This window comes from Microbacterium hydrocarbonoxydans (genome assembly GCF_011752045.1).
Lineage (GTDB): Bacteria > Actinomycetota > Actinomycetes > Actinomycetales > Microbacteriaceae > Microbacterium.
Genome location: NZ_JAAKXW010000001.1, coordinates 1,443,655 through 1,464,823, shown reverse-complemented (window position 1 = coordinate 1,464,823; position 21,169 = coordinate 1,443,655). Strand labels below are relative to the sequence as shown.

Annotated in this window: 18 protein-coding genes; 9 read left to right on the top strand and 9 right to left on the bottom strand. The window is 71.9% G+C overall.

What is annotated here, in order from left to right; all coding sequences use genetic code 11:
* Positions 1-42 precede the first annotated feature (42 nt).
* Positions 43-948: a glycosyltransferase family 2 protein gene (locus G6G98_RS06845; protein WP_067349447.1), complete on the top strand. Its 906-nt coding sequence runs from the start codon at positions 43-45 to the stop codon at positions 946-948.
* A gap of 24 nt (positions 949-972) precedes the next feature.
* On the opposite strand, the gene G6G98_RS06840 is transcribed toward G6G98_RS06845, so the two are convergent.
* Positions 973-2,784: an ABC transporter ATP-binding protein gene (locus G6G98_RS06840; RefSeq protein ID WP_164233013.1), complete on the bottom strand. Its 1,812-nt coding sequence runs from the start codon at positions 2,782-2,784 to the stop codon at positions 973-975.
* Positions 2,785-2,942: 158 nt separating this feature from the next.
* Here G6G98_RS06840 and G6G98_RS06835 point away from each other — a divergent pair, with 158 nt between their 5' ends.
* On the top strand, positions 2,943-3,446 hold the full coding sequence (locus tag G6G98_RS06835) for a hypothetical protein (RefSeq protein WP_164233015.1): 504 nt from the start codon (positions 2,943-2,945) through the stop codon (positions 3,444-3,446).
* Positions 3,447-3,512: 66 nt separating this feature from the next.
* Here G6G98_RS06835 and G6G98_RS06830 read toward each other — a convergent pair whose 3' ends face one another.
* The 3 genes from G6G98_RS06830 to G6G98_RS06820 are packed head-to-tail and all read right to left on the bottom strand — an operon-like array spanning position 3,513 to position 7,614.
* The gene (locus G6G98_RS06830; protein WP_164233017.1) at positions 3,513-4,610 is read right to left on the bottom strand and encodes a glycosyltransferase; all 1,098 of its coding nucleotides are present in this window, start codon (positions 4,608-4,610) and stop codon (positions 3,513-3,515) included.
* Positions 4,607-5,629, bottom strand: coding sequence for a glycosyltransferase family 4 protein (locus G6G98_RS06825; protein WP_164233019.1), 1,023 nt, complete (start codon positions 5,627-5,629; stop codon positions 4,607-4,609). The genes G6G98_RS06830 and G6G98_RS06825 overlap by 4 nt, the downstream gene beginning before the upstream one ends.
* The gene (locus G6G98_RS06820; protein ID WP_243842025.1) at positions 5,629-7,614 is read right to left on the bottom strand and encodes a glycosyltransferase; all 1,986 of its coding nucleotides are present in this window, start codon (positions 7,612-7,614) and stop codon (positions 5,629-5,631) included. The genes G6G98_RS06825 and G6G98_RS06820 overlap by 1 nt, the downstream gene beginning before the upstream one ends.
* A 106-nt stretch (positions 7,615-7,720) precedes the next feature.
* On the opposite strand from G6G98_RS06820, the gene G6G98_RS06815 reads away from it, so the two are divergent.
* The 4 genes from G6G98_RS06815 to G6G98_RS06800 are packed head-to-tail and all read left to right on the top strand — an operon-like array spanning position 7,721 to position 11,054.
* Positions 7,721-8,905, top strand: a complete 1,185-nt coding sequence (locus G6G98_RS06815) for a glycosyltransferase family 4 protein (RefSeq protein ID WP_164233023.1) — start codon at positions 7,721-7,723, stop codon at positions 8,903-8,905.
* Positions 8,906-8,914: 9 nt separating this feature from the next.
* Positions 8,915-9,778: a nucleotidyltransferase family protein gene (locus G6G98_RS06810; protein ID WP_164233024.1), complete on the top strand. Its 864-nt coding sequence runs from the start codon at positions 8,915-8,917 to the stop codon at positions 9,776-9,778.
* Complete coding sequence (locus G6G98_RS06805) at positions 9,775-10,041, top strand: PqqD family peptide modification chaperone (RefSeq protein ID WP_164233026.1); 267 nt, start codon at positions 9,775-9,777, stop codon at positions 10,039-10,041. The genes G6G98_RS06810 and G6G98_RS06805 overlap by 4 nt, the downstream gene beginning before the upstream one ends.
* On the top strand, positions 10,038-11,054 hold the full coding sequence (locus tag G6G98_RS06800) for a MauE/DoxX family redox-associated membrane protein (RefSeq protein WP_164233028.1): 1,017 nt from the start codon (positions 10,038-10,040) through the stop codon (positions 11,052-11,054). The genes G6G98_RS06805 and G6G98_RS06800 overlap by 4 nt, the downstream gene beginning before the upstream one ends.
* 2 nt (positions 11,055-11,056) lie before the next feature.
* Here G6G98_RS06800 and G6G98_RS06795 read toward each other — a convergent pair whose 3' ends face one another.
* From G6G98_RS06795 to lepB, 3 genes are all read right to left on the bottom strand, one after another.
* Entirely contained in the window at positions 11,057-12,913 is a 1,857-nt protein-coding gene (locus G6G98_RS06795; RefSeq protein WP_164233030.1) for a DUF4012 domain-containing protein, read from the bottom strand.
* Positions 12,914-12,955: 42 nt separating this feature from the next.
* Entirely contained in the window at positions 12,956-14,431 is a 1,476-nt protein-coding gene (locus G6G98_RS06790) for a sugar transferase (RefSeq protein ID WP_164233032.1), read from the bottom strand.
* Between the two features lie 250 nt (positions 14,432-14,681).
* Positions 14,682-15,380 carry a signal peptidase I gene (lepB, locus tag G6G98_RS06785; protein WP_164233034.1) on the bottom strand — a complete coding sequence of 233 codons (699 nt, stop codon included), beginning with the start codon at positions 15,378-15,380 and terminating at the stop codon, positions 14,682-14,684.
* 128 nt (positions 15,381-15,508) lie between these two features.
* Here lepB and G6G98_RS06780 point away from each other — a divergent pair, with 128 nt between their 5' ends.
* Complete coding sequence (locus G6G98_RS06780) at positions 15,509-16,969, top strand: polysaccharide biosynthesis tyrosine autokinase (RefSeq protein ID WP_067349479.1); 1,461 nt, start codon at positions 15,509-15,511, stop codon at positions 16,967-16,969.
* 10 nt (positions 16,970-16,979) lie between these two features.
* Positions 16,980-18,020: an ATP-binding cassette domain-containing protein gene (locus G6G98_RS06775; protein ID WP_164233036.1), complete on the top strand. Its 1,041-nt coding sequence runs from the start codon at positions 16,980-16,982 to the stop codon at positions 18,018-18,020.
* Between the two features lie 28 nt (positions 18,021-18,048).
* On the opposite strand, the gene G6G98_RS06770 is transcribed toward G6G98_RS06775, so the two are convergent.
* Both G6G98_RS06770 and G6G98_RS06765 read right to left on the bottom strand, forming a co-directional pair.
* Entirely contained in the window at positions 18,049-18,903 is an 855-nt protein-coding gene (locus G6G98_RS06770; RefSeq protein WP_067349484.1) for a helix-turn-helix domain-containing protein, read from the bottom strand.
* Positions 18,904-19,041: 138 nt separating this feature from the next.
* Positions 19,042-19,830 carry a low molecular weight phosphatase family protein gene (locus G6G98_RS06765; RefSeq protein WP_164233037.1) on the bottom strand — a complete coding sequence of 263 codons (789 nt, stop codon included), beginning with the start codon at positions 19,828-19,830 and terminating at the stop codon, positions 19,042-19,044.
* Between the two features lie 243 nt (positions 19,831-20,073).
* Here G6G98_RS06765 and G6G98_RS06760 point away from each other — a divergent pair, with 243 nt between their 5' ends.
* Positions 20,074-21,156 (top strand): hypothetical protein, encoded by a 1,083-nt coding sequence (locus G6G98_RS06760; RefSeq protein ID WP_164233040.1) that lies wholly within the window; start codon positions 20,074-20,076, stop codon positions 21,154-21,156.
* Positions 21,157-21,169: the final 13 nt, after the last annotated feature.

Sequence of the window (21,169 nt, the reverse complement as noted above, 5' to 3'; positions counted from 1 at the left end):
TTAGCTGTAGGCTCGCGGCGGAAAGGGCTGGAGGTGCAGGCGATGGCGGACCCCACGGTCACGGTGATCATCCCGACGAACAAGGGTGGCCGCTACCTCGCCGAGGCCGTCGCATCGGTTCGCGCACAGACCTCGCCCGTGCACGAGATACTCCTCGTCGACGACGGCTCACCCGCTCCCGGACTGGCGGACGTCGCCGCGGGGCTGGGGGTCCGCCACCTCCGGCAGGAGCCCTCGGGACTCTCCGTGGCGCGCAACACGGGGGCGGCCGCCGCCACCGGCGACTGGATCGCGTACCTCGACGACGACGACGTGTGGCATCCCGAGCGCATCGCCGAGCAGCTGCGCGGGCTCGAGGCGGCACCAGACGCCGTCGCGGCCTGCACCGGGGGCTGGTACATGGACGCGGACGGCGTCCCGTTCGGCACTGGATGGGGCGCGCGACCGGCGTCCGCGGCGCAGCTGATCGCCTACGAGACTCCGCCGCCTCGGATCACGACGCTGCTGATCCGCCGCGAAGCCTACCTGGCGGTCGGCGGATGCCGCAGCGCGATGGAGCCTGCCGAGGACAACGACCTGATCCTGCGGCTGCTGCAGCACGGCGAGGTGGCCTCGATCGACCGGCAGCTCGTCGGCTATCGCAGGCACGGTGCGAACATCACCAGCCGCGGTCTCGCCGGACGGGAAGCCAACCGCCGGGTCCTCGCGGACCGGATCGAGGAGGCGCGCGTGCGCGGCGACGACGGGATGGCCGGGCTGCTCACGCGGCATCGGCGAGCCTTCCGCCGCTACGCGGCCGCAGACAATCTCGGCGAGCTCATCGATGCGATGCGACGACGCGACTGGCGCTACGCCGGGCTGCTCGGACTGTGGGGGCTGCGTCGCGCCCCGGCATCCTCGCTCTCGGCGCTCGCGCGCAGGGTCACGCGGCGCGCCGGCAGCAGCTGAAGGTCAGAGCGCTGCCGCGCTCGCTCAGTCCAGCGAGCCGAGCTCGACCAGGCGCGCGAACTCCGCGTCCTGCGCACGCACCTCCTCGAAGGTGCCCTCCGCGGCGATCCTGCCGTCTCGCAGATGCACCAGGTGGTCGACGGAGCGGATGGTCGAGAGCCGGTGCGCGACGATCACGATCGTCATCCGGCCGCGCAGCTCCTGCAGGGTCTGGGCGATCTCGTGCTCGGTCGCGTTGTCCAGCGCGCTCGTCGCCTCGTCGAGCACGAGCAGCCGCGGCCTCCGGTACAGGGCGCGCGCAAGCCCGACGCGCTGACGCTGCCCGCCGGAAAGCCGGACACCGCGGTCGCCGACCACGGTGTCCAGGCCGTCGGGAAGCTCGCTCAGCAGGTCGGCGAGCTGCGCCTGACGCGCCGCCTCATGCACCCGGTCGAGGTCGATCGAGCCGGCTTCCTCGCCGAAGGCGATGTTCTGGGTGATCGTCGCGTTCAGCAGGAAGACGTCCTGGGGCACGACGCCGATGCCGGAGTACCAGGAGGCGAGGTCCTCATCGATTGCCCGCCCGCCGCTGCGGATCGTCCCGGACGTGGGCGGCAGCAGGCCCAGCACCAGGTCGACCACGGTGGTCTTGCCCGCGCCGCTGCCGCCCGTGAACGCCGTCGTACGGTTCTCCGCGATCGTGAGGGTCAGGCTCGACAGCACCGGCTGCTCGGCATCCGGGTACGCGAACGTGACCTCGTCGAGGACGATGTCCCCGGAGTAGCCGGGACCGCCCCGGGGTTTCTCGTCGTGGCTGCCCTCGGCGGTGAGCTGGTCGATCGTCTCGACCATGATCCGCAGCCCCGCCTGGCTGGAACGGGCGGTGGCGAGGCTCGCGCTGACCCGGTTCATCGTCGGCAGTGCCCGCATCGAAGCGGTGGCGAAGAGACCCAGGATCGGCACGACCTGCCCTCCCTGGCCCGTTGCGAAGAGGATCAGCGCGATGCCGACGATCGCGACGATGAAGGCGATCTCCAGCAGATAGCGAGGCACGTCGGACATGAAACCCATCTCCCGGCGGAGATGCGCGCCATGCAGGCGCGCGACGCGGAAGCGCCGCACGAAGGAGGCCGCGCTCGAGGTGAGCCTGGTCTCGCGGAAGCCGTCGAGGCCCGGCATGAGCGCCTGCCATGCCTGGAGGCTCGACTCGGCGAGCTCCTCGCCGATGCGCAGCTGGCGGGCGCGGAGGATGCGCTGGGCGCCGAAGACGAGGCCGCCGAAGAGGAGCACGGCGAATGCGGTGACCAGCGGCGCGGCGATCGCGAGCACCGCCATGATCGCCAGGAGCATGAGCGCGTCGGTGCAGATGTTGACCACCGCGACCAGCACGCTGGCAGCCTGGCTCGTGCAGTCGTTGATGTTGCGGTAGACGACGCTCAGCGAGCGTGAGCGGTGCGCGGTGTAGGGGGAGAGGACGTAGCGGCTCATCATCTCGGACGAGGCCAGTGCCGCAATGCGCGAGGTCCTGCCGAGCAGCCACCACCGGAACGCCATCGCCCCGGCGCTCTTGACGATGAACGCCAGCGCCACGAAGCCGGCGAGCAGCGGGATCAAGGTGGAGAGCTCCTCGGAGCCGACGAACCGGGCGACCGCCTCGAGGAAGGCGCCCTCCGGGGCGCCGGACGTGATCAGCTGCATCAGGGGGATCATCGCCGCGACGCCCGCCATGTCGAGCAGGGCCAGCGCGACGGACGCCGCGACCGTCGAGCCGATCCAGCGGCGCGGACGGGTGTCGGTGAGGAGAAGCAGAGCCCGGAGCTGCTGCGCGAGGCCGGGACGGCGCTCGGAATCGGTCATCTGATCCTCCCAGGCAGAGTCCCTGCCGACGACGGGTGTTCCCTGCAGAGCGGTCTTACGCTATCATTCACATCAAGTCGCACTGTGTCTTGGGGACATGGCGCCTGGGAACTGGGCCCAGACGTCGACCGGCGACCGGGATTCTGGGGAGTTCAACCATGGTTGACAATGCAAACACGTCCGAGGGCATCAGCCGTCGCACCGTGACCAAGGCGATGGCCTGGGCGGTTCCGGCGATCGCCATCGCCGCACCGGTGCCCGCATTCGCGGCATCCGGCGAGACCATCATCATCACGCCCGGCGCGGCCTGTAAGGCGCCCGGTGCGAGCTGTGCCCCGATCATCAAGGGTTACAGCGTTCCGGCGACCGTGTACAACCCGGATCAGAACCAGGATGCATGGGTCACGGCCATCTCGATCAACGTCAACACGAGCGGCCTCAACTTCGGGCTCAACCCGATCCCCGCTCTGCCGTGGTTCATCCCGGCCGGCCAGTCGATCAATGTGAACTTCAACGCGACGAGCCAGAACAGCGCCAACGGCGTGTTCGACCTGGGTTTCCTCGTCACCTGGGGGCACGAGCAGGACGGTTCCGACACGGACCACGCGCCCATCCAGGTCACCGTCAGCGTCCCCGGGACGCCCCCCGACTGCTGCAAGTGATCGTGTGAAGGCCCCGCCGCGTGCGGGGCCTTCGTTTTGGACCTGCATCCGGGAAGGATCGGAGGCTCACGCGATCGAGGCGATCACGTCGCGCATCTGCGAGACCCGCGTGCTCCAGTCCGCCACCTCCGCAGGCCCGTCAGGCAACGGGGATGCGACCGCATCGAGGATCGCCTCGGCGAAGTCGTCGTGCCCGGCGATGCGGATCCGCGGATCGGAGGCATCGCGGAACCCCGCGACCGCCGTCGACACGACCGGACGCGCTGCAGCCTGGTACTCGTACAGCTTGATGGGGTCGAGGCTGTCGGTGAACGACGTGATCAGGTGCGGCACGATCAGGACGTCGGCATGCTGCAGGTGGCCGGGCACGTCGGGGCGGTTCAGCGGGCCGAGGCGCCGGACACCCGCGCCGTCCAGCGCCTCCTGCACGCTGGGCGACAGCAGGTCGGGGCCTGCGAGCACGATGGCCACCCTGCCCGCGAGCTCCCGGGCGATGCGCGCGCAGAGCGCCGCATCGAGGCGGTCGCTGTGGAGGGTGCCGAGGTAGAGGGCGACCGGACCCGACGGCAGGCCGCGCGGACGTGCGCCAGGGGTGCTGTAGGCCGCTGCGTCCACGGCGTTGGGGATCAGGCGGATGCCGTCGCGGGCTCCGCTCTTGCGGCGCACGAGCTCCGGCGAGCAGGCGACCACGGCGTCCGCCCTCTCCAGCAGCAGCCGTTCACCGGCGGCGATCCGCGACAGCTCCGCGGGCGGGCGCGAGGCGCTCAGCCAGTCGTCCGTGATGTCGTACATCGTCGGCCACCCGGTGCGGGACATCAGCGGCGCTCCTGCAGGGTCGTTGACCCAGAGCCGGGGCGCGGTGAAGCCGAGACCCCGTGCGGCGCGCACGATCGCGCGCATGCGCCGCCCGTCTCCACCAGGGTCGATCCGCCGGGGCAGCCATTTCACGGGACGGATGCTCCAGAGACGTTCCCGCACGAGGCGGAGCCCGTGGCCGGTGCCCGGGCGACGCCTGCCACGCAGATCGTGCAACGGGTCGACCGGCGGCTCGACGAACAACACGCGCAGCTCGGGGTCGGCATCGAGGAGGCCGGCCACGAGGTACTGGTTGCGGCGCCAGACCTCGTCCCACCCTTCGAGGGAGAGCACGACGAGATCGGTCACCGGCGCCTCCTCTCCAGCGCGGAGCGGTAGACGGCCTCTGTCCGGGCAGTCTGCCGTGCCACGGAGAACTCCCGGCGCGCGCGGTCACGCGCCGATTCGGCGAGGCGCCGGCGGCGAGCCGGGTCGTCGGCGAAGGCCCGCAGCGCCTCGGCGGCATCCGCTGCATCGTCCGGGCGGAAGAGGGCGCGCGAGTCGAGGTCCTGCAGCAGATCCAGATGACCCGCTGCGCCCGCCGCCACCGGAGCGACCGAGTGGGTCATCGCCTCCAGCACGGCGAGCCCGAGCCCTTCGACAGGACAGGTCGCCAGCAGGATGGACGCGTCGTCGAGCTGTGCCGGCACGTCGTCCCGGAAGCCCAGGAACCGGACGGAATCGCTCAGGCCGAGGCCCGTGACGAGCTCCGACAGCGCGCTGCGTTCCGGCCCCTCGCCGATCACGTCGAGGAGCCACCCATCGTCGGCCAGACCGGAGCGGGCGAAGGCGTGCAGGCCCACCGCCGTGTGCTTCTCCGGCTGCAGCCGCTGCACCATCACGATCCGGGGCAGAGCACCCGTCGAACCGGTGGTCGCCTCCGGGACGCCCGTGTGCACGACGGTGCTGGGGACGCCGATCGCGTCGGCCACGGCCCGGCTGACCGAGATCTCGGCATCCACGCGCCGGCCGATGATCGATTCGACGGGCAGCATCCGCGTGCGGCCGCGCCGGCTGGCGAAGTGCCGGGTCGAGACCAGTGCGCCGCGTCTGCCGGTGAGCGCCAGTGCGCAGGCGGCGTCCGCCGCCGTCATATGCGAGTTGACGACGTCGGCGCGGAGACGGCGCACCTCGCGGAACACCTGAGCCGCCCGTGCGGCGGGGATGGATCGGACGCCGACGGCCTCGAGCGGCTGCCGCATCCGGCCTGGCTCGCCGCCGATCACGGTGACGTCGTCTCCGTGCTCCGCCTGGGCCCTCGCCAGGCGCAGCACGAACTGCTCGACGCCGGCGAACCGGTCGGAGGCCACAGCGTGGACGATGCGCATCACCCTGCCTCGCGGAATCTCGCCTCGACTCGCACGGGACCGAGCCGGTGGATCGCCGCCCGCCGCCGGGCCTGCGTGCGGCGCTCGCCGCGAAGGAGGATGGCCCGGGCCATGGCGCCCGCCCACCCGGCGAACCGTGCGAGTCCCCAGCCCGCGGCGCCGAAGTGCTTGCGGTAGTATCGCTCCTGAGACGCGAAGAAGTACGCCTCCCGGCGGCGCGGGTCCGAGCTGGTGCCGCCGGCGAGATGCAGCGCGCTCACCTCGGGAACAGCGCGATGCTTCCAGCCGAGGCGGTGGGCGCGATAGGCCCAGTCGGTCTCTTCGGCATAGAGGAAGAAGCGCTCGTCGAAGCCGCCGACCTGCGCGAGCGCCTCGGCGCGCAGCAGGAGGACGGAGCCGATGACGAACTGCGGCCCCCCTGCCGCGACGCGACCGAGACCGACCGCGTCGAGCAGCGCGCGCCAGGGACCGGGGAAGGGCCACTCGACGCGAGCGGCATGCCCGGACCCGTCCACCTGCGCAGGGCCGACGCTCGCGAGACGCGGATCGGAGTGCAGCGCCCACTGCAGCGCGTCGATGACGGCCGGTTCGACCTCGGCATCCGGGTTCAGCAGCAGCACATCGGCCCCGGGGAGCATCCGGTCGGCGAGCGCACGGTTCACGGCGGTGCCGAAGCCGAGGTTCGCACCGGGGTTGCGGTAGCGGATGCCGAGCTCCGCGCAGAGCGCCGCGATCTCCGGCCGCGAGGAGTTGTCGATCACTGTCACGGCGAGGCCAGCCACGGGAAGGAGGGCGCGGCGGAGCATGTCCACCGAGCCGTACGCGACCACGACGATCTCGACGCCGCGCTTCTCAGCGGGTGCCGGAGCCGTCACCGAGCGGTAGAGCTCGCGGTAGGCATCCGCGACGCTGTCCCAGCTGCACTCCGTGGCCCGCACGAGACCGGCCGCGATGAGCTCTGCCCGCCGCGGTCCCGCCGCGGCGACCAGGTTCTCCGCCAGCGCCTCGGCGTCCCCGGTCGGGGAGACGATCCCGGCTCCGCCCACGACGTCGGGAAGCGCCCCGGCATCACTGGAGACTACCGGCACTCCCGCGGCCATCGCCTCCACCGCCACCCGGCCGAACTGCTCCGTCCAGCTCGCCGTGGGCATCGACGGCACCGCGAGCACGTCGATCGAGCGGTAGAAGGACTCCACCTCTTCAGGGTCGACCGGGCCGAGGATCTCGACGCGGTCGGCCACTCCGCGCGCCGAGGCCCAGGCCGGGAGCTCCTCCGCGAGGGGCCCCGATCCGGCGATCCGCGCGCGCAGGCGCGCGTCCCGCGCCAGCGCGTCCAGCAGCGTGCCGAATCCCTTCTCCGGCACCAGGCGCCCCAGCATCCCCACCGTGATCGGGTCTTCCGGTCGCACTTCGTGCGGGTTCTCGGCCACGGGACTGTGACGAACTGCGACCGGAGCGGCCCCGGGCGTGGCGGCGGGCGCGTCCACGCCGAGCGGGATCACGCGGGCGCGACCGGCGAAGCCCTTCGCCTCGACGATGCGCGCGGCCTCGGTGTTGCAGGCCGAGATGCCCGAGGCGGTGCGCAGCGCCCAGCGCTCGAGCATCCGGAACGGGAGCGGGTAGCGCTTGTGGAGGTTCTGCGCCGTGTACAGGACGACAGGCGTGCGGCTGCGACGGAGCATCCGCAGCAGGAGCACCTCCGCGGTGCTCAGCGCGAAAGGCTCCTCGTGCAGGTCGATGACGTCCCACCGCTCGCCGAGCGCGCGCCAGATCGGGCGCGGGTCGTACAGGAACAGGGCCGGATGCGTCCCCACGGTGCGCGCGGGGATCACCTGCTCGTCCGGTGCGGCGTCGAGGTCCACCCACACTCCGCCGGCGTGCCAGCGTCGCGCGGTGATGAGGGAGACGTCCTCGCCACGCGCGCGCAGGGCGCGCTCGCGTCCCCGCCATGCGGCGATCGCGGCGCTGTGCGAAATCCGCAGCACTCGCACGAAGCCTCCCCAAGATATGCTCTGTCTGAGCAACCATAACCGTCCATCGGTGCGCTGGGGAGCGCGGACGGCCAGCAGGTTTCCTGGGGGGAGGGCAGCCGTGGACCGCACGCCATCGGGCACGCGCGGTCCTCGCGTCGTGCACCTCGATCACACCACCGTCCGCGGGGGCGCCGAGCTGGCCCTCGTCCGCCTGCTGACGGCGGATCCGCAGTGGATCCCCGCGGTCCTCGTCCCTGCGGTCGACGACGTCGACGTCTTCACGCAGCTCCCGGCGAAGGTGGTGCGGCGCACGTGCGGAGTGCGTCAGCAGGCGGGCGGCAGCGGCCGTTCGGCGCTGCGCCTTCTCGGTCTCTCCGCACGCCTGCTCGCCCAGGCGGTGCTCACCCGGCTGCACCCGCTGGTCCGCTCCGCCGATGTGGTGGCGGCCAACAGCTCGCGCGCGGCCGCGTACGCCGCCCTCGCGCTGCAGCTCTCCCGCACCCCCCTCGTCGTCCACCTCCGGGACATGATCGACGAGGAGAGCCTCGGCGCCCTCGGATACCGGCTGATGACCCGCCTCATCCTCCCGAGGGCGGATGCCGTCATCGGCAACTCGCAGGCGACCCTGGCGACCGCCCTCCCGTTCCTCCGTGAGGGCGTGATCGCGACGGCCATCCCCAGCGCCTCCGGCCTCGTGCTCGCCCCGCCGCGCCCTCGGCGCGAGGGACCGCTGCGGATCGGGATGCTCGCGCGCATCGACCCGTGGAAGGGGCAGGCCGAGCTGCTCGAGGCGTTCGCCGACGCCTTCCCCGACGGCACGGCGGTGCTCGAGCTCGCCGGCGGCGCACCCTTCGAGCACGAGGCCTTCGCGGAGCGGCTGCGGAACAGGGCTGCGGAGCTCGGAGTCGGCGAACACGTCCGCCTCCTCGGCCACGTGGACGACACCGCCGGTGTGCTCGCCGGATGGGACATCGCGGTGCAGTACTCGACCCGCCCCGAGCCGATGGGTCAGAACGTGCTGCAGTACCTGGCGGCAGGTGTCGCGACCGTCGTCGCCGACGAGGGCGGTCCCACCGAATGGGTCGAGGACGGCGTGAACGGCATCCGTGTCGCGCCGCGCGATGTCGCCGCGCTCGCGCAGGCGCTGCGGCATCTCGCCGACGATCGCGACGAGCGCGAGCGGCTCGCCGCCGCCGCCGTCGCGACACCCGGCCTCCTCGACGACTCCGCCGTCGCGGCGGCGCACGCCGAGGTGTTCCGCGACGTGCACCGCGTCCGCCCCGGCCACCGCAGGCGGGCATAGGCTGACGCCGTGGACGCGATGGAGACGACGCCGATCGCGCTCGACGTGCGCCTGGAGTTCAGCAGGGCGGCGATCCAGGTGATCGCCCGCGACGTCGGCATCCGTCTCCTGCACATCAAAGGCGGGACGGTCGACCCGCAGGTGCGCACCGGCCGCCGCGGCGGCAGCGACGTCGACGTGATCGCCGACCCCCGCCGGGTGCCGACGCTCCACGCCGAGCTGGTGCGGCAGGGATGGGTGGTCTACAGCTCCTTCCTGGAGGGCTCTCCGTTCGGGCACGCGCAGACGTATCGGCATCCGGAATGGGGCTACCTCGACCTGCACCGCCGGTTCCCCGGGGTGCGGATCCCCGACGAGGACGCGTTCGACCTGCTCTGGGCCGATCGCGCGTCGTATGCCGCAGCGGGCATCGACTGCGTCACTCCCTCGGTGGACGCGCAGGCGGTGCTCTTCGTGCTCAACGCGGCCCGCGACGTCGACGCCCTGGGCGAGGAGGCGGCGTCGCTCTGGCGCCGGCAGGACGAGGAGGAGCGCGTGCGCCGCTCGCGACTGGTGCGGGCCCTCCGGGCGGAGGTCGCCTTCGCCGCCGCGCTCGGCGACCTGGAGCGCTACCGCGGGCGCCGGGAGTATCTGCTCTGGAAGACGGTGTCCCGTGGCGGGACCAGGGCCGTCGAGTGGTGGGCGCGCATCAAGGCGGCGCCGACCGTCGGAGAGGCGCTGCAGACGATGCTCCGCGCCCCGCTGGTCAACCGCGCCGTCCTCGCGCATGAGCTGGGACGCGAACCCAGAGTCGGCGACGTCATCCGCGCGTTCGTGCGCCGGCTCGGTCGCGCCCTGCGCCCGAGATCCGGGGGAAAGGAGCGGAAGACGTGACGCGCCTCATGAGGGGCACTGACGTCGGGGTCGTGGACGACGGCATCCGGGTGTTCGCCGCCGCACTGCCGCAGGGCCCGATCGTCGTGCTCGCCGGGATCGGGGCGGTCGTGTGGCGTGCGGCCCAGGGCGCAGACCTCGCGGGTGTCGCCGCCGTGCTCGCCGCGGACGGCGTCAGTGAGGACGGCCAGGCCGAGGCCGACGCGGAAATGTACGTGCAGGCGCTGCTCGAGGCGCATCTGCTGGAGGAAGAGGACGCATGACCCCCACGGTGCTCGCCGCCGCCCCGCTGATCCTCGCCGGGGTGCTCGTCGTCAGCGGGATCGCCAAGCTCCGGCATCCGGAGGACGCCGCCGACTGGGAGGATCTCGGCATCCCGGCGGCGCTGCGCCGCTCCTGGCTCATCCGGGTGCACCCGTGGGCGGAGCTGGCCCTCGCGGTCGCGCTCGCGCTCCTGGGCGGCGTCCTCGGGGCTCTGGCCGCGGTCGTCGCGGTGCTCCTCTTCGGCGCCTACCTGGTGCTCGTGGTGCGGCGCCGCGCGAACGCTCCCGATGCCTCGTGCGCCTGCTTCGGCAGCCGCCGGCCGATCACCGGGGCGACCATCGTGCGCAACGCCTGGTTTCTTCTGCTCGCCGCACTGGCTGCCGCGGTGACCTGGACCTTCGCCGTGCTCGGCGGCGCCTTCGCAGCGCTCGGGGCGGACGGGGGCTGGCTCGTCGCGCTCGCCGCATCGGCGCTGACCGCGACCCTCATCCTCTGGCAGCCCGCGGACTCCGCGCCCGTCACAGCGGAAGCCGGCGTGCCCACCGTGGGCGGCGCCGGCCCGGACGGCGGCGAGCCGGGCGAGTACGTCCGGATGCGCACGCCCGCCGTTCCGGTCATGCTCGCCGACGGACGGACCGTGAACCTGCGCCAGCTGGCGCAGTACGGGCCGATGCTCCTGCTCGCCGTCAAGGAGGGCTGCGGCGCCTGCACGCGGGTGATCGAGGCGACGCCCCGCTGGCGAGCACTGCTCCCCGAGGTGTCGGTCCGGTTCCTGCTGTGGCCGGTTCCGGGGAACAGCGAGCTCACGGAGCTCGAGGAGCCGCAGTCCCTGCACGATCCGTTCATGTACGTGCAGGGCTCGATCGCCGACTGGGCGACGCCGGCCGCCGTGCTGATCGGCGCCGACGGCTACCTAGCCGGCGGACCGGTCTCCGGCTACGAAGAGGTGTCCGCGTTCATCGGCGACATCTACGAGAGCCTGCACGGCGAGCGGCCGCCCGCAGAGGGCTGAGGTCAGCCGCAGCCCTCTGCGGTCAGGGTTTCGCCGACCGGGCGCACCATCGGCGTGTGCTGGAGATCGAGGGGGCCGTACTCGCCGGCAGCACCGGTGAAGGTCGCGGTCACGGTGTGTGTCTGGCTCGGATCGTTGATCACGGCCACCTTCACCGCGCCGCGACCCAGATGCTGCACACCACCGGCCGGGACAGGCTGGCCATCGACGGTCACCCCCGTGAATGTGGACCCCACGGGGCCGTAGAAAACGAGATCCGTCGCGACCTGACCCCGGGGGAAGTACTTCGTCGTGTGAATCGCACGTGGCAGTTCACGAGCCTGATCGGGTGTCACCGTGTTCGTCAGGGTCGCTGTCGTCGTGAATGCCGGGCTGTCCGGAGCAGAGCACTGCGTCGACGTCGCGGCGAGGTCGAGCTGCATGTAGTAGTCCATCTTGCTTTGGGTGAAGTCGTTCACGTATACGCCCAGGAGCGTGCGCTCCTCGTTGGTGCTGGGCAGCTTCCCCGACAGCTTCGACTCGCCGACCAGCGCGGCCTCCGCCTCGGTGGCGGGGGAGTACAGGAGCCGGTTCTCGTCGACCGCGAGGGTCAGGGCCTCGAGCAGAGCCTTCGGCTCGGCGCTGCCGGAGGTCAGTGCGTCGAAGACCGACTTGGCCGCGGCGGCGAAGAACGCATCCTGCTGATAGCCCTCCGGGTAGGTCACATAGGCCTGGTTGAGCAGGAGTGAGACGGCGTTGTCGCTCGTGAGCGTCACGGGTTCGGGGTTGGCGGTGAAGGTCCGGCCGTTGATCTCGGCGGTCGTCGGCGGAACCACGGTCGGACCCGTCGCCTTCAGCAGGTAGCTCAGCGCCACCGGATCGAACGACACGACCGCATCGACAGGCGTTCCGAATGACTCCGCCCAATATGCGCGCACGACCGCGACGGTCTCGCTGAAGTCAGGGCTCAGCGTCGCGTCGGAGATCCAGCGGCCCATCTTGTCGCCGTAGAGGGCGATGGTCTCCGGGTCCAGCGGCACGATCGGTTCCGGGCGCGCGTTCTCGAAGTCACCGCTCGAGGCCTGCTGCGTGATGCTGATCTTCCCCTGATCCGCTGTGATCAGCACGAGCGCAGCGGGATTGCCTCCGGTTCCACGGGCCTCCGCGTTGTTCTGGAAGATCATCAGGTAGTTGCGCGGTCCCTCTGCCCCGAGAGCGGTCGGGAGGATGCCGATGATGTCCTTCGCCGGGCCGAGCATGGGCTGCATCTCGTCGACGGCATCCGTCAGCTTGGAGAGCGCGCCCTCCACCTGGGGGATCAGCGCCTCGCGGTCGATCGAGTCGAGGTCGTCGGCCGCCTTGGCGACGGCATCCGCAGCCTGCGTGACCGTGTCCTGCATCCCCGCCACGGCCGCGAGGTCGATGGCTCCGTTCACCGGCTTGAGCGCGTTCACGCTGAGCGTCGTCGCCGGGGTGAGCGCGTCTGCCACCAGATCGTCGGTGACCGCCGCCGCCGTGCGGACGGCGTAGAGGTTCGGTCCCACCACCGGCACCCACTCGAGGTTCTTCCACGTCTCGTCGTCGGTCTGCTCGCGGGCATCGGCGGTGAGCGCGGCGAGCTGCGCCGCAGTGCCCTGCGCACTCTCCGGGTCGCCGCCGAGGATCTGGTCCTTCACCGTCGTCGCCAGCGGCATCGCCTGCTCGAGCGAGTCCTTCGCCGCCATCGCGCGGTCGTACACGCGCTGGCCGACGACGACGGTCACGGCCGCGAGCGCGATGAGCACGAGGAGGATGCCGACGGGAACCCAGAAGCGGAAGCTGCGGAGAAGTGGCCGGCGCGGACGGTCGGCGCGGCCGGCGCGCTCGGCTCTCGTGGTCATGGCATCCATCGTAGGAGTGCGCGCCGAGTGAACGGTGTGAGCTCAGTAGGCCCCGCGGCGCTCCAGCACCGCGCGCACCGTCCGCCACATGATCACGAGGTCGCTGGTCAGGGACCAGTTCTCCACGTAGTAGAGGTCGAGCCGGACGCTGTCGTCCCAGGAGAGATCGGAGCGACCGCTGACCTGCCAGAGGCCGGTGAGGCCCGGCTTGACGAGCAGGCGGCGCTGCACCCACTTCTCATAGGTGTCGACCTCGCTCATCAGCGGAGGGCGCGGTCCGACGAGGGACATGTCCCCCCGGAGCACGTTGATCAGCTGCGGGAGCTCGTCGAGGCTGAACCGGCGCAGCACACGGCCGATGCGGGTGACGCGCGGGTCCTCCCTCAGCTTGAACAGCACGCCGTTGCCCTCGGATGCGGGGAGGAGCTCGAGCAGCCGCGCCTCCGCGTCGACGACCATGGTCCGGAACTTCAGCATCGTGAACTGACGGCCCTCGTGCCCGACCCGGCGCTGACGGAATAGCGCGGGCCCGCCGTCGCGGCGGACCATGGTGCTCAGCGCGAGGAAGACCGGGCTGAGGACGATCAGCGCGAGGAGGGACACAACGATGTCGAAGGCGCGCTTGGTCGCGTAGCGGTAACCGCTGAACGACGGGTAGTCCACGTGGATCAGCGAGAGTCCCGCGACCGGCTGCGCATGGATGCGCGGACCGGCGATGTCGGTGAGCGCAGCAGCGACGATGAGGTCGACGTTGCGCGACTGCAGATCCCACCCGAACTGGCGCAGCTGAGCGGGGGTGATCATGTCGGAGCCGCTGTAGACCACGGCATCCGCGTCCACCGAGTCCAGGCGGCTGAGGGCGTCGTCGAGATCGCCCATCACCGGGAGGCCGGGAAGCAGAGCCGTACCCGCCCCGCGCTCGGTGAACGCCCCGATGATGGCCATGCCCGATGCGCTGTCCCGGCGCATCTCCTGTGCGATGTGACGGGACTTCGCGTGCTCGCCCACGAGCACCACGCGCGACAGGCACTGCCCCTCGGCGCGACGCGTCCTGAGCCACCGCCGCCACGCCCAGCGGCTCCCGATGAGGGCGGCGAGCCCCGCGGGCAGCGCGACGAGCAGGTAGCCGCGGGCGACCTCGGCGCCCAGCAGGAACGCGAGGATGGCGAGGAGGCCGAACACGCGGATGCTCGCATCCGCCACGCGACGGTACTCCTGTGAGCCGGCGCCGATGACCTTCGCATCCCAGGCGCCGTAGAGGCGGAGGCCGAGCAGCCAGGCCGCGACGAAGAGCACCGACACCGAGGTGTAGGCGATGTCGAAGCCGGCTCCGGTCACGCCCGGGATGAACAGGTCGGCGCTGGACTGCCCGAAGCGCAGCAGCTGCGCTCCGAAGACGGCGCAGACGATGATGACGGTGTCGCTCAGCAGCAGGCGCCGCGCGTATCCGCGCTGCCATCGTGCCGGCTGCGCCGCGGATGCGACCGCGAGCGTCTCCGCCGTGCGTACCGCCTCCACGGTACGGACGTGCCTCCTGCCCTGCCTCGACGGCAGGGCAAGGTCCCCAGATATTGCCACAATCTCTCCCCAGAGAAGTGCCCCAGTAGCGCCCTGCAGAGCAGGCCGACGCTCCCTTCCCAGTAGGGAGCGATTTCACCGATGCCCCAGGAATCGGTGTTTCCTCCGCCGAAGCGAAGGCCCAGTCCGCAGTCTAACCCCGAGGTGCACTTTCTGGTAGAGCGAATATGCACCTTTGGTCAGGCTGGTTCTACAAGCCGCTCCACCGGGTGGCGGGCCACAGGATCGCGACCGCGCGGCCGACGATCTGCTCGCGCTTCGCCCAGCGCCAGCAGCCGGGGGAGGGGGACTCCGGTGCGCGGCAGGCGATCGCCGAATCGGCGGACACGGAGCGGTGATCGCCGAGCACCAGATAGGAGCCGGCGGGGACCGTCACCTCGTCGAAGCAGCGGCGGGAGGCCGGTTCGGAATCGCAGTCCACGCCCTCGCCGAAGGGGAGGTCCTGGAAGACGTACGGCTCGTCGAGCGGCTCTCCGTCGACGATGAGGGACCCGCCGACCGTGCAGCAGCGCACGGTCTGGCCGGGCCCGGCGACGATGCGCTTGATGAGCGTGTGCGGTCCGGAGGGGCCGAAGCCCGTCGTCTCCCCGAGCCAGCGGAGGACGTCCTTCAGCGGGTTGCCGGATGCCGAGGTCGAGACACCCCAGGAATCGTCGGCGTCGAAGACGATCACGTCGCCGGGGGCGGGGTCGGCGCCGATGTATGCGAGGCGGTTGACGAGCACCCGGTCTCCCGGCTGCAGCGTGCTCTCCATCGAGCCGGAGGGCACGAGATAGGGCTTGGCGACGAACGAGAGGATGAGCCCCGCGACGACGAAGGCCAGCACCAGGTGGAACCAGAAGCTCCCGGTGATCCGGCGTCGCAGCGATACCGGTTCCTCTGTGCTCACGGGGTCTCCTCGGGGTGCTGGACGCTGACTGCCACCCTACCTTTCCGGCGCGGCGCGGTTGGCGCCCTGTAGTAGGTTTGAGCGGGGATCTTCAGGCTTTGGAACGACCGGAACAGAGGGACTGCTCAATGGACCTGCGCCACTATCTGCGCGTCTTCCGCGCGCACTGGCTGGGCATGCTTCTTCTCGTGGTCGCCGCCGTCGCGATCGCCTTCGGGTGGACGCTCCTGCAGCCGCGCGTGTACACCGCGGACGCGACCGCCATCGTGCAGGCGACAGCATCGGGTGACGATGTCGGCTCGAAGATGCTCGGCAATCAGCTGGCCTCTTCGAGCGTCAAGACCTACGTGGATCTCGGCACCTCGCGCTCGGTGGCGGAGCGCGTCATCGAGGAGCTGGAACTCGACACCACCCCGGATCGGCTCGTGTCGCAGGTCACCGTCACCAACCCGCTCGACACCTTCTCGCTCAAGGTGACGGCGACCGCGTCGTCTCCCGAGGGCGCCAGGGACATCGCCGAGGCGTGGGTGCGCGGCATGGCGGCCGAGGTCAACCTCCTGGAGACCGCCGACGAGGAGGAGGCCGGACTCGTGCACCTGGCAGCGATCGACTCCGCGCGCCTCCCGGAATCCCCCTCCTCGCCGAACACCCGGCTCGCGCTCGCCGTCGGCGCCCTCATCGGCATGGCGGTGGCGTTCGGCTACGCGATGCTCCGCTACACCCTCGACCGCCGGATCCGCTCGGTGGACGCGGTGGAGAAGGAGCTGGGCATCGCCGTCGTCGGCACGCTCCCCGAGGAGAAGTCCTTCACTCCGGAGAATCGCCTGATCCCGCAGGACGGCGGCAATTCGGCGAACAGCGCCCATGCCCACCTCTTCGCGATCGCGGAGGCCATGCGCGAGCTGCGCACCAACATCCAGTTCATGGACGTCGACAACCCGCCGCGGGTGATCGTCGTGACCAGCCCGCTGCCCGGCGACGGAAAGTCCACCACCGCGTCGAACCTCGCGATCACCCTCGCGTCCAGCGGGGAGCGCGTGCTGCTCATCGACGGCGACCTGCGCCGGCCCATGATCGGCAAGATCTTCGGGCTCGTCGAGGCCGTCGGGCTCTCCGAGGTGCTCTCGGGACGAGCCGACATCACTCAGGTCGCGCAGCGCATCCCCGGCCGCGACAACCTCATCGTCGTCGCCGCAGGCAAGCTGCCGCCGAACCCGAGCGAGGTGCTCGGCTCGGTGAAGATGCGGGACATGCTCCAGGCCGTCTCACGGGAGGCGATCGTGATCATCGACGCTCCGCCGCTGATCCCGGTGACCGATGCCGCGGTCCTCGCGCAGCATGCCGACGGTGCGATCATCGTCGCGACGGTCGGTAAGACCACGTTCGAGGTGCTCGGCAAGGCGCTCGGCAACCTCGCGCGGGCGAACGCCAGGGCGCTGGGCGTCGTGCTCAACCGCGTGCCCCGTCGCGGCAGCGGCGCCGCATACTACGGCTACCAGTACCACGGCGACTACTATCGCGCCGATTCCGAGGAGAGCGAAGAGGACCTCGCCCCGGGACCGCGCCGCCGGCGTGCGGCGGTCGAGTGAGGCCCGCCGCGTGACGACGAGGATCGCCGTCTCGGCTCTCGGCGCGGTGATGGAGCTGGAGTTCGGCGACCAGGTGCCAGCCGACGTCGTCGAGCGCGTCCGGCGCGCCTGGTCCGGTGCCGCCGCGCCCGAGGGTGCCGCCGTCGACCTGAGACGCGACTTCGGGCAGGTGCCCGACGCGGAGCGCTTCATGGAGCAGCTCTCGACGACCGTCACGCTCGACGCGCTCGCTCATGCGCGAGGGCGCCTCATGATGCTGCACGCGGCGGGGGTCGCGCTCGACGACGGTCGGGTCATCGCCTTCACCGGCCCGTCCGGCCGCGGGAAGACGACCCTCAGCAGAGTGCTCGCCAAGGTGCACGGCTACGTGTCCGATGAGACGATCGCCTTCGACCGCGACCTGCGCGTCCACCCGTACCGCAAGCCGCTCTCTGTCATCCGGCACGGGATGCCGAAGGACCAGGTCGCGCCCGCCGAGGCTGGGCTGCGCCCGCTGCCCGACGCGGATCTGCGTCTGGCGGCGATCGTCCTCCTCGACCGCGACCCGTCCGCGGGGGCGCCGCAGATCGAGCACCTGCACTTCCTCGACGCAGCCCCCGAGCTCGTCGAACAGACGAGCTACCTCGCCGAGCTCGACGGCACCGTCGCCACGCTCGCGGAGCTCTGCGACCGTGTCGGCGGCGTGCGCCGCCTGCGCTACTCCGAGGCGGCCGATGTGCCGGCGATGCTGGAGTCCCTCTTCGCGGATGTGCCGGCTCCGGAGCGCTGGAAGCGGGCGCGGTTCGCGGTGGCGGATGCCGAAGGCGGCCCGGCCGTGGCCGACGCCGTCGACTACGGGGACGCGATCGCGGTGCTCTCCGACCGGACCCTGCGCGTGCTGGCCGGCATCGCCCCGACCGTGATCCGCGCCGCGCAGTCCACTGACGACGTCTCATCGATCGTCCGCGCTGTGCGGGAGCAACACGGGGATCCGCCTGCGGGCGACGCGGAGGACCTCGTGCGGGCGGCGCTGGCGGAACTCGCCGGCGCGGGACTGCTCCGGCGCGGCTGAGCGCGGCCCTCAGCTGCTGGAGGGCGCCTCAGGAACCGCGGGCTCTGAGCGCGCCCGGGGACGGCAGCTTCTCCGCGCTGAGCGCCCTGCGCATCTGCAGCGCGCTGGTGAATCCGGAGTGCCGGGCGATCTCATCGATGCCGAGGGTGTCGTACTGCGGGTTGCGCAGCAGCGACTCTGCGAGCTCGACGCGCATCCGCCGCAGCGCGTGCAGCGGCGTCGTCCGCTCGCGGGCGAAGGCGCGCTGCAGCTGGCGCATCGAGACGTGCAGGTCCTGGCTGAGCTGGGCAGGCGTGAACGAGGCGTCGTCGCGCCGGGCCATCATCACGGTCCTGGCTCGTTCGATCAGCGGCGCCGCCGCGACCTCGAGGTGCTCGGAGGCGTGCTGCTCCAGCAGGGCGCCGAAGGCCATCTCGACGAGGAGCCGCTCGATCGCATAGCGGGCGACGCCGGAGGAGTCCTGCGTCGCGGTGACGAGGGAAGAGGCGAAGGAGTGCACCGCCGTCAGCAGGGGTGAGTTCGCGATCGGCGACGGCTCCGGCGCCGCCGAGCTGGCCAGCTCGGAGAGCGCATCCGGCGGCAGCCACACCGTGATGAGGTCTGCGGGGTCGCTCCACCCGACGGCGGTCTCACTCACCGACGGCAGGAAGAGCCCTCTGGCCTGCGGGCCGTCCGGGGTGCCGACCGTCTGCCCCTCCGCGGCGATGACCAGCGCCGCATAGGCGGAGAGCACCGCGGGCGGCTTCCACTTCCAGCGCCCGGGGAGCGGCTGCATCCGCGATACGCACACCGAGCGGAAGGCGCGACTGGAGACCAGGCCACTGCGATGAGCGTCCTGGTCGAGGTGCGTCTGAATGAGCTGTGCGGCGTTCGGGGATGCCATCGGTCTGGAAGGGTCGATCGGGAGACCCGCTCCTGTCGGGACGGCGGAACGGGCCGTTGTATCGCCAGAGTACAGCCACCTGCGCACGCCGACATGCGCATCTGCGCGCGGCGGCCGCGCCGCCGTGCCGATTCCGGGTCAGGAGCTGGCCACGCGCACCACGCGCTCGACCTGCTCCAGAGCGGGGAACAGCTCCCGCGCCGACTGCTCGTACACCTCGGTGGAGCGGCGGTACGGGTCGATCACGTCGTCGTCCGCGGAGGCGACCCCGGCGAGACCGCGGCGGTGCGAGAGCGCGGTCACGGCGCTGCGCACGCGCGAGCGCACCGTCGTACCGGCGTCGGCGGCCCGCCGCACCTCGTCGTCGGTCATGCTCGCGGCGAGGCGGGCGAACTCGCGCACCGGGAAGACGCGGTGCAGCCGGCTCGGAGCGAGCTGCACGGCGAAGGCGCGGTGCTCCCGCGTCATCGTGAGGACGAGGTCGGTGTCCAGCAGCATCCGCTCGGTGAGCAGACGCGCGCGATGGCTGCTCGCGTCGTACTCGCGCGCTCCGCCCGCGACGGCCAGAGACCGGGCCTGCGCGGTCATCTCGTGGCCGACCAGCGCGTGCGTCCCCGCGCTCGCGACGATCACGCTGCGCTCGTCGAGCGCGACGCGCAGCATCACCTCGGCGAGCGGCGAACGGCAGATGTTGCCGGTGCAGACGGTGAGCAGCGAGAGCGCGCCCACCTCATCGCTCGCCTCGGCGGGGGCAGGGTCGAACAGCAGCGACAGCGGCGAGCGCGTCGCGGGCGCGGGTGCGGCCTCCGGCGTCTGAGTCTGAGCAGCCAGCGACCTCCGGCGCTCGCGTCGGGTCAGCGGCGTGGCCGGAGCGCCGATTCCACCGCCCGGCTCCCCCAGAGAGCCGCGATCCTGAGATCGGTGCATGACGTACAGCCTAGAGGTTCCACGCTTCGCGGGGCACCGCGAATCGGATCGGCGCAGGAGTGCGCCGGCCGGCCGCGGATGCTCCGTACCGATACTCTGCGCCGATGGCCGGGCCGTCGCCCTGAGGGCGCAGTAGTGTCGGAGGGACGCCGGCGTCTTCCGGCGGGGTCTGCTCGTCTGCTGGGGCGGTGAGCGGGGGAAGATCGGGCTTCGCGTGCCCCGGCGCGGACTGCCGAGGGCGCGATGGCCGACTCGAGGAGGTCGCTCTCCGACGTCTTCGGAGACTCCGGCGTGCCGGCCCGGGATCCCGACCCCGGACGCGGATTCGGCACGGGACTCGACGAGTACTTCCAGCAGCTCGATGAGGAGACGGCACCGGCGAGCCCGTCTGCGGGCGCCGCATCGCCCGTGTCGCCGCTCGATGCCGGGACCGCGCTGTCGCGGCTGGCCGGGCGGTGGCGTCCCAGCCGGCTGAGCACGGCCATCGTCGCGGCGGCCGTGGTCGTCGCGCTCGCCGGCGTCGCCGCGGTCGCCGTCACGGGACAGGTCGCGCCGCAGGCGGAGGAGGCGCCGGCCCTGGGCCCGTTGACCTCCGCTGAAGCCCGACTCGCGGACGCGGAGCGGATGCTCGACGGAGCGGTGGACCGGATCGCGGACATCCGAGAGGACGGGGCCTTGGCGGCGGAGCGGGCGGGGACGATGCTCGCCGCGCTCGCGGGCTTCGCCGACGAGGATGCCCGCACGACCGCGCTCGCCGCCCTCGAGGCGTACCGGGCCGGCGCGGAGCGCGTCGTCCTCGAGGAGGGCCCCGAGCCCTACGCTCGGCCGGAGGGAGCACTCGGCGCGGAGGAGGTGACCGCCGCGGTCGACGACGTCGAGGGCCGCCGGGCGTCCATCGAGGAGATCCTCGCCGCGGCGGCCGTGGCGGAATCGGAGCTGCTGGCGCTGACCTCGGCTCTGGCCGCCGCGCGTGACTCCTTCCTCGCCACGATCCCCGCGTACGCGGAGGCCCTGATCGCGGAGAACCCGCTGGCGGAGCAGGAGTACCGGACCGCGGTGGCCGAGGCTGCGGCATCCGTCGCCGCGCCGGAGGCCGGTGAAACCGCCGTGCAGGAGTATGTCGCCGCCGTCGCCGCGCTGCGGGCCGATCAGGTCCGCGCCGCCGAGGAGGCGAGGTCGCGGGATGCGGAGCGTCCGCTGCCGACGCCCGTCCCCTCCGCCCCTCCTGTGCCGCAGCCGTCGCAGCCCCCGCCCCCGCCGCCGTCTCCGGAGCCGACCCCGGATCCCGAGCCCAGCCCGCCGCCGACGCCGGAGCCGTCCCCCTGACCGGGGCGGCGCG

Bases quoted from the DNA above. Each gene is read 5' to 3' on its own strand.
- G6G98_RS06845 (WP_067349447.1), top strand. From the start codon at position 43: ATGGCGGACCCCACGGTCACGGTGATCATCCCGACGAACAAGGGTGGC.
- G6G98_RS06840 (WP_164233013.1), bottom strand. From the start codon at position 2,784: ATGACCGATTCCGAGCGCCGTCCCGGCCTCGCGCAGCAGCTCCGGGCT.
- G6G98_RS06835 (WP_164233015.1), top strand. From the start codon at position 2,943: ATGGTTGACAATGCAAACACGTCCGAGGGCATCAGCCGTCGCACCGTG.
- G6G98_RS06825 (WP_164233019.1), bottom strand. From the start codon at position 5,629: ATGCGCATCGTCCACGCTGTGGCCTCCGACCGGTTCGCCGGCGTCGAG.
- G6G98_RS06800 (WP_164233028.1), top strand. From the start codon at position 10,038: ATGACCCCCACGGTGCTCGCCGCCGCCCCGCTGATCCTCGCCGGGGTG.
- G6G98_RS06795 (WP_164233030.1), bottom strand. From the start codon at position 12,913: ATGACCACGAGAGCCGAGCGCGCCGGCCGCGCCGACCGTCCGCGCCGG.
- G6G98_RS06780 (WP_067349479.1), top strand. From the start codon at position 15,509: ATGGACCTGCGCCACTATCTGCGCGTCTTCCGCGCGCACTGGCTGGGC.
- G6G98_RS06770 (WP_067349484.1), bottom strand. From the start codon at position 18,903: ATGGCATCCCCGAACGCCGCACAGCTCATTCAGACGCACCTCGACCAG.
- G6G98_RS06765 (WP_164233037.1), bottom strand. From the start codon at position 19,830: ATGCACCGATCTCAGGATCGCGGCTCTCTGGGGGAGCCGGGCGGTGGA.
- G6G98_RS06760 (WP_164233040.1), top strand. From the start codon at position 20,074: ATGGCCGACTCGAGGAGGTCGCTCTCCGACGTCTTCGGAGACTCCGGC.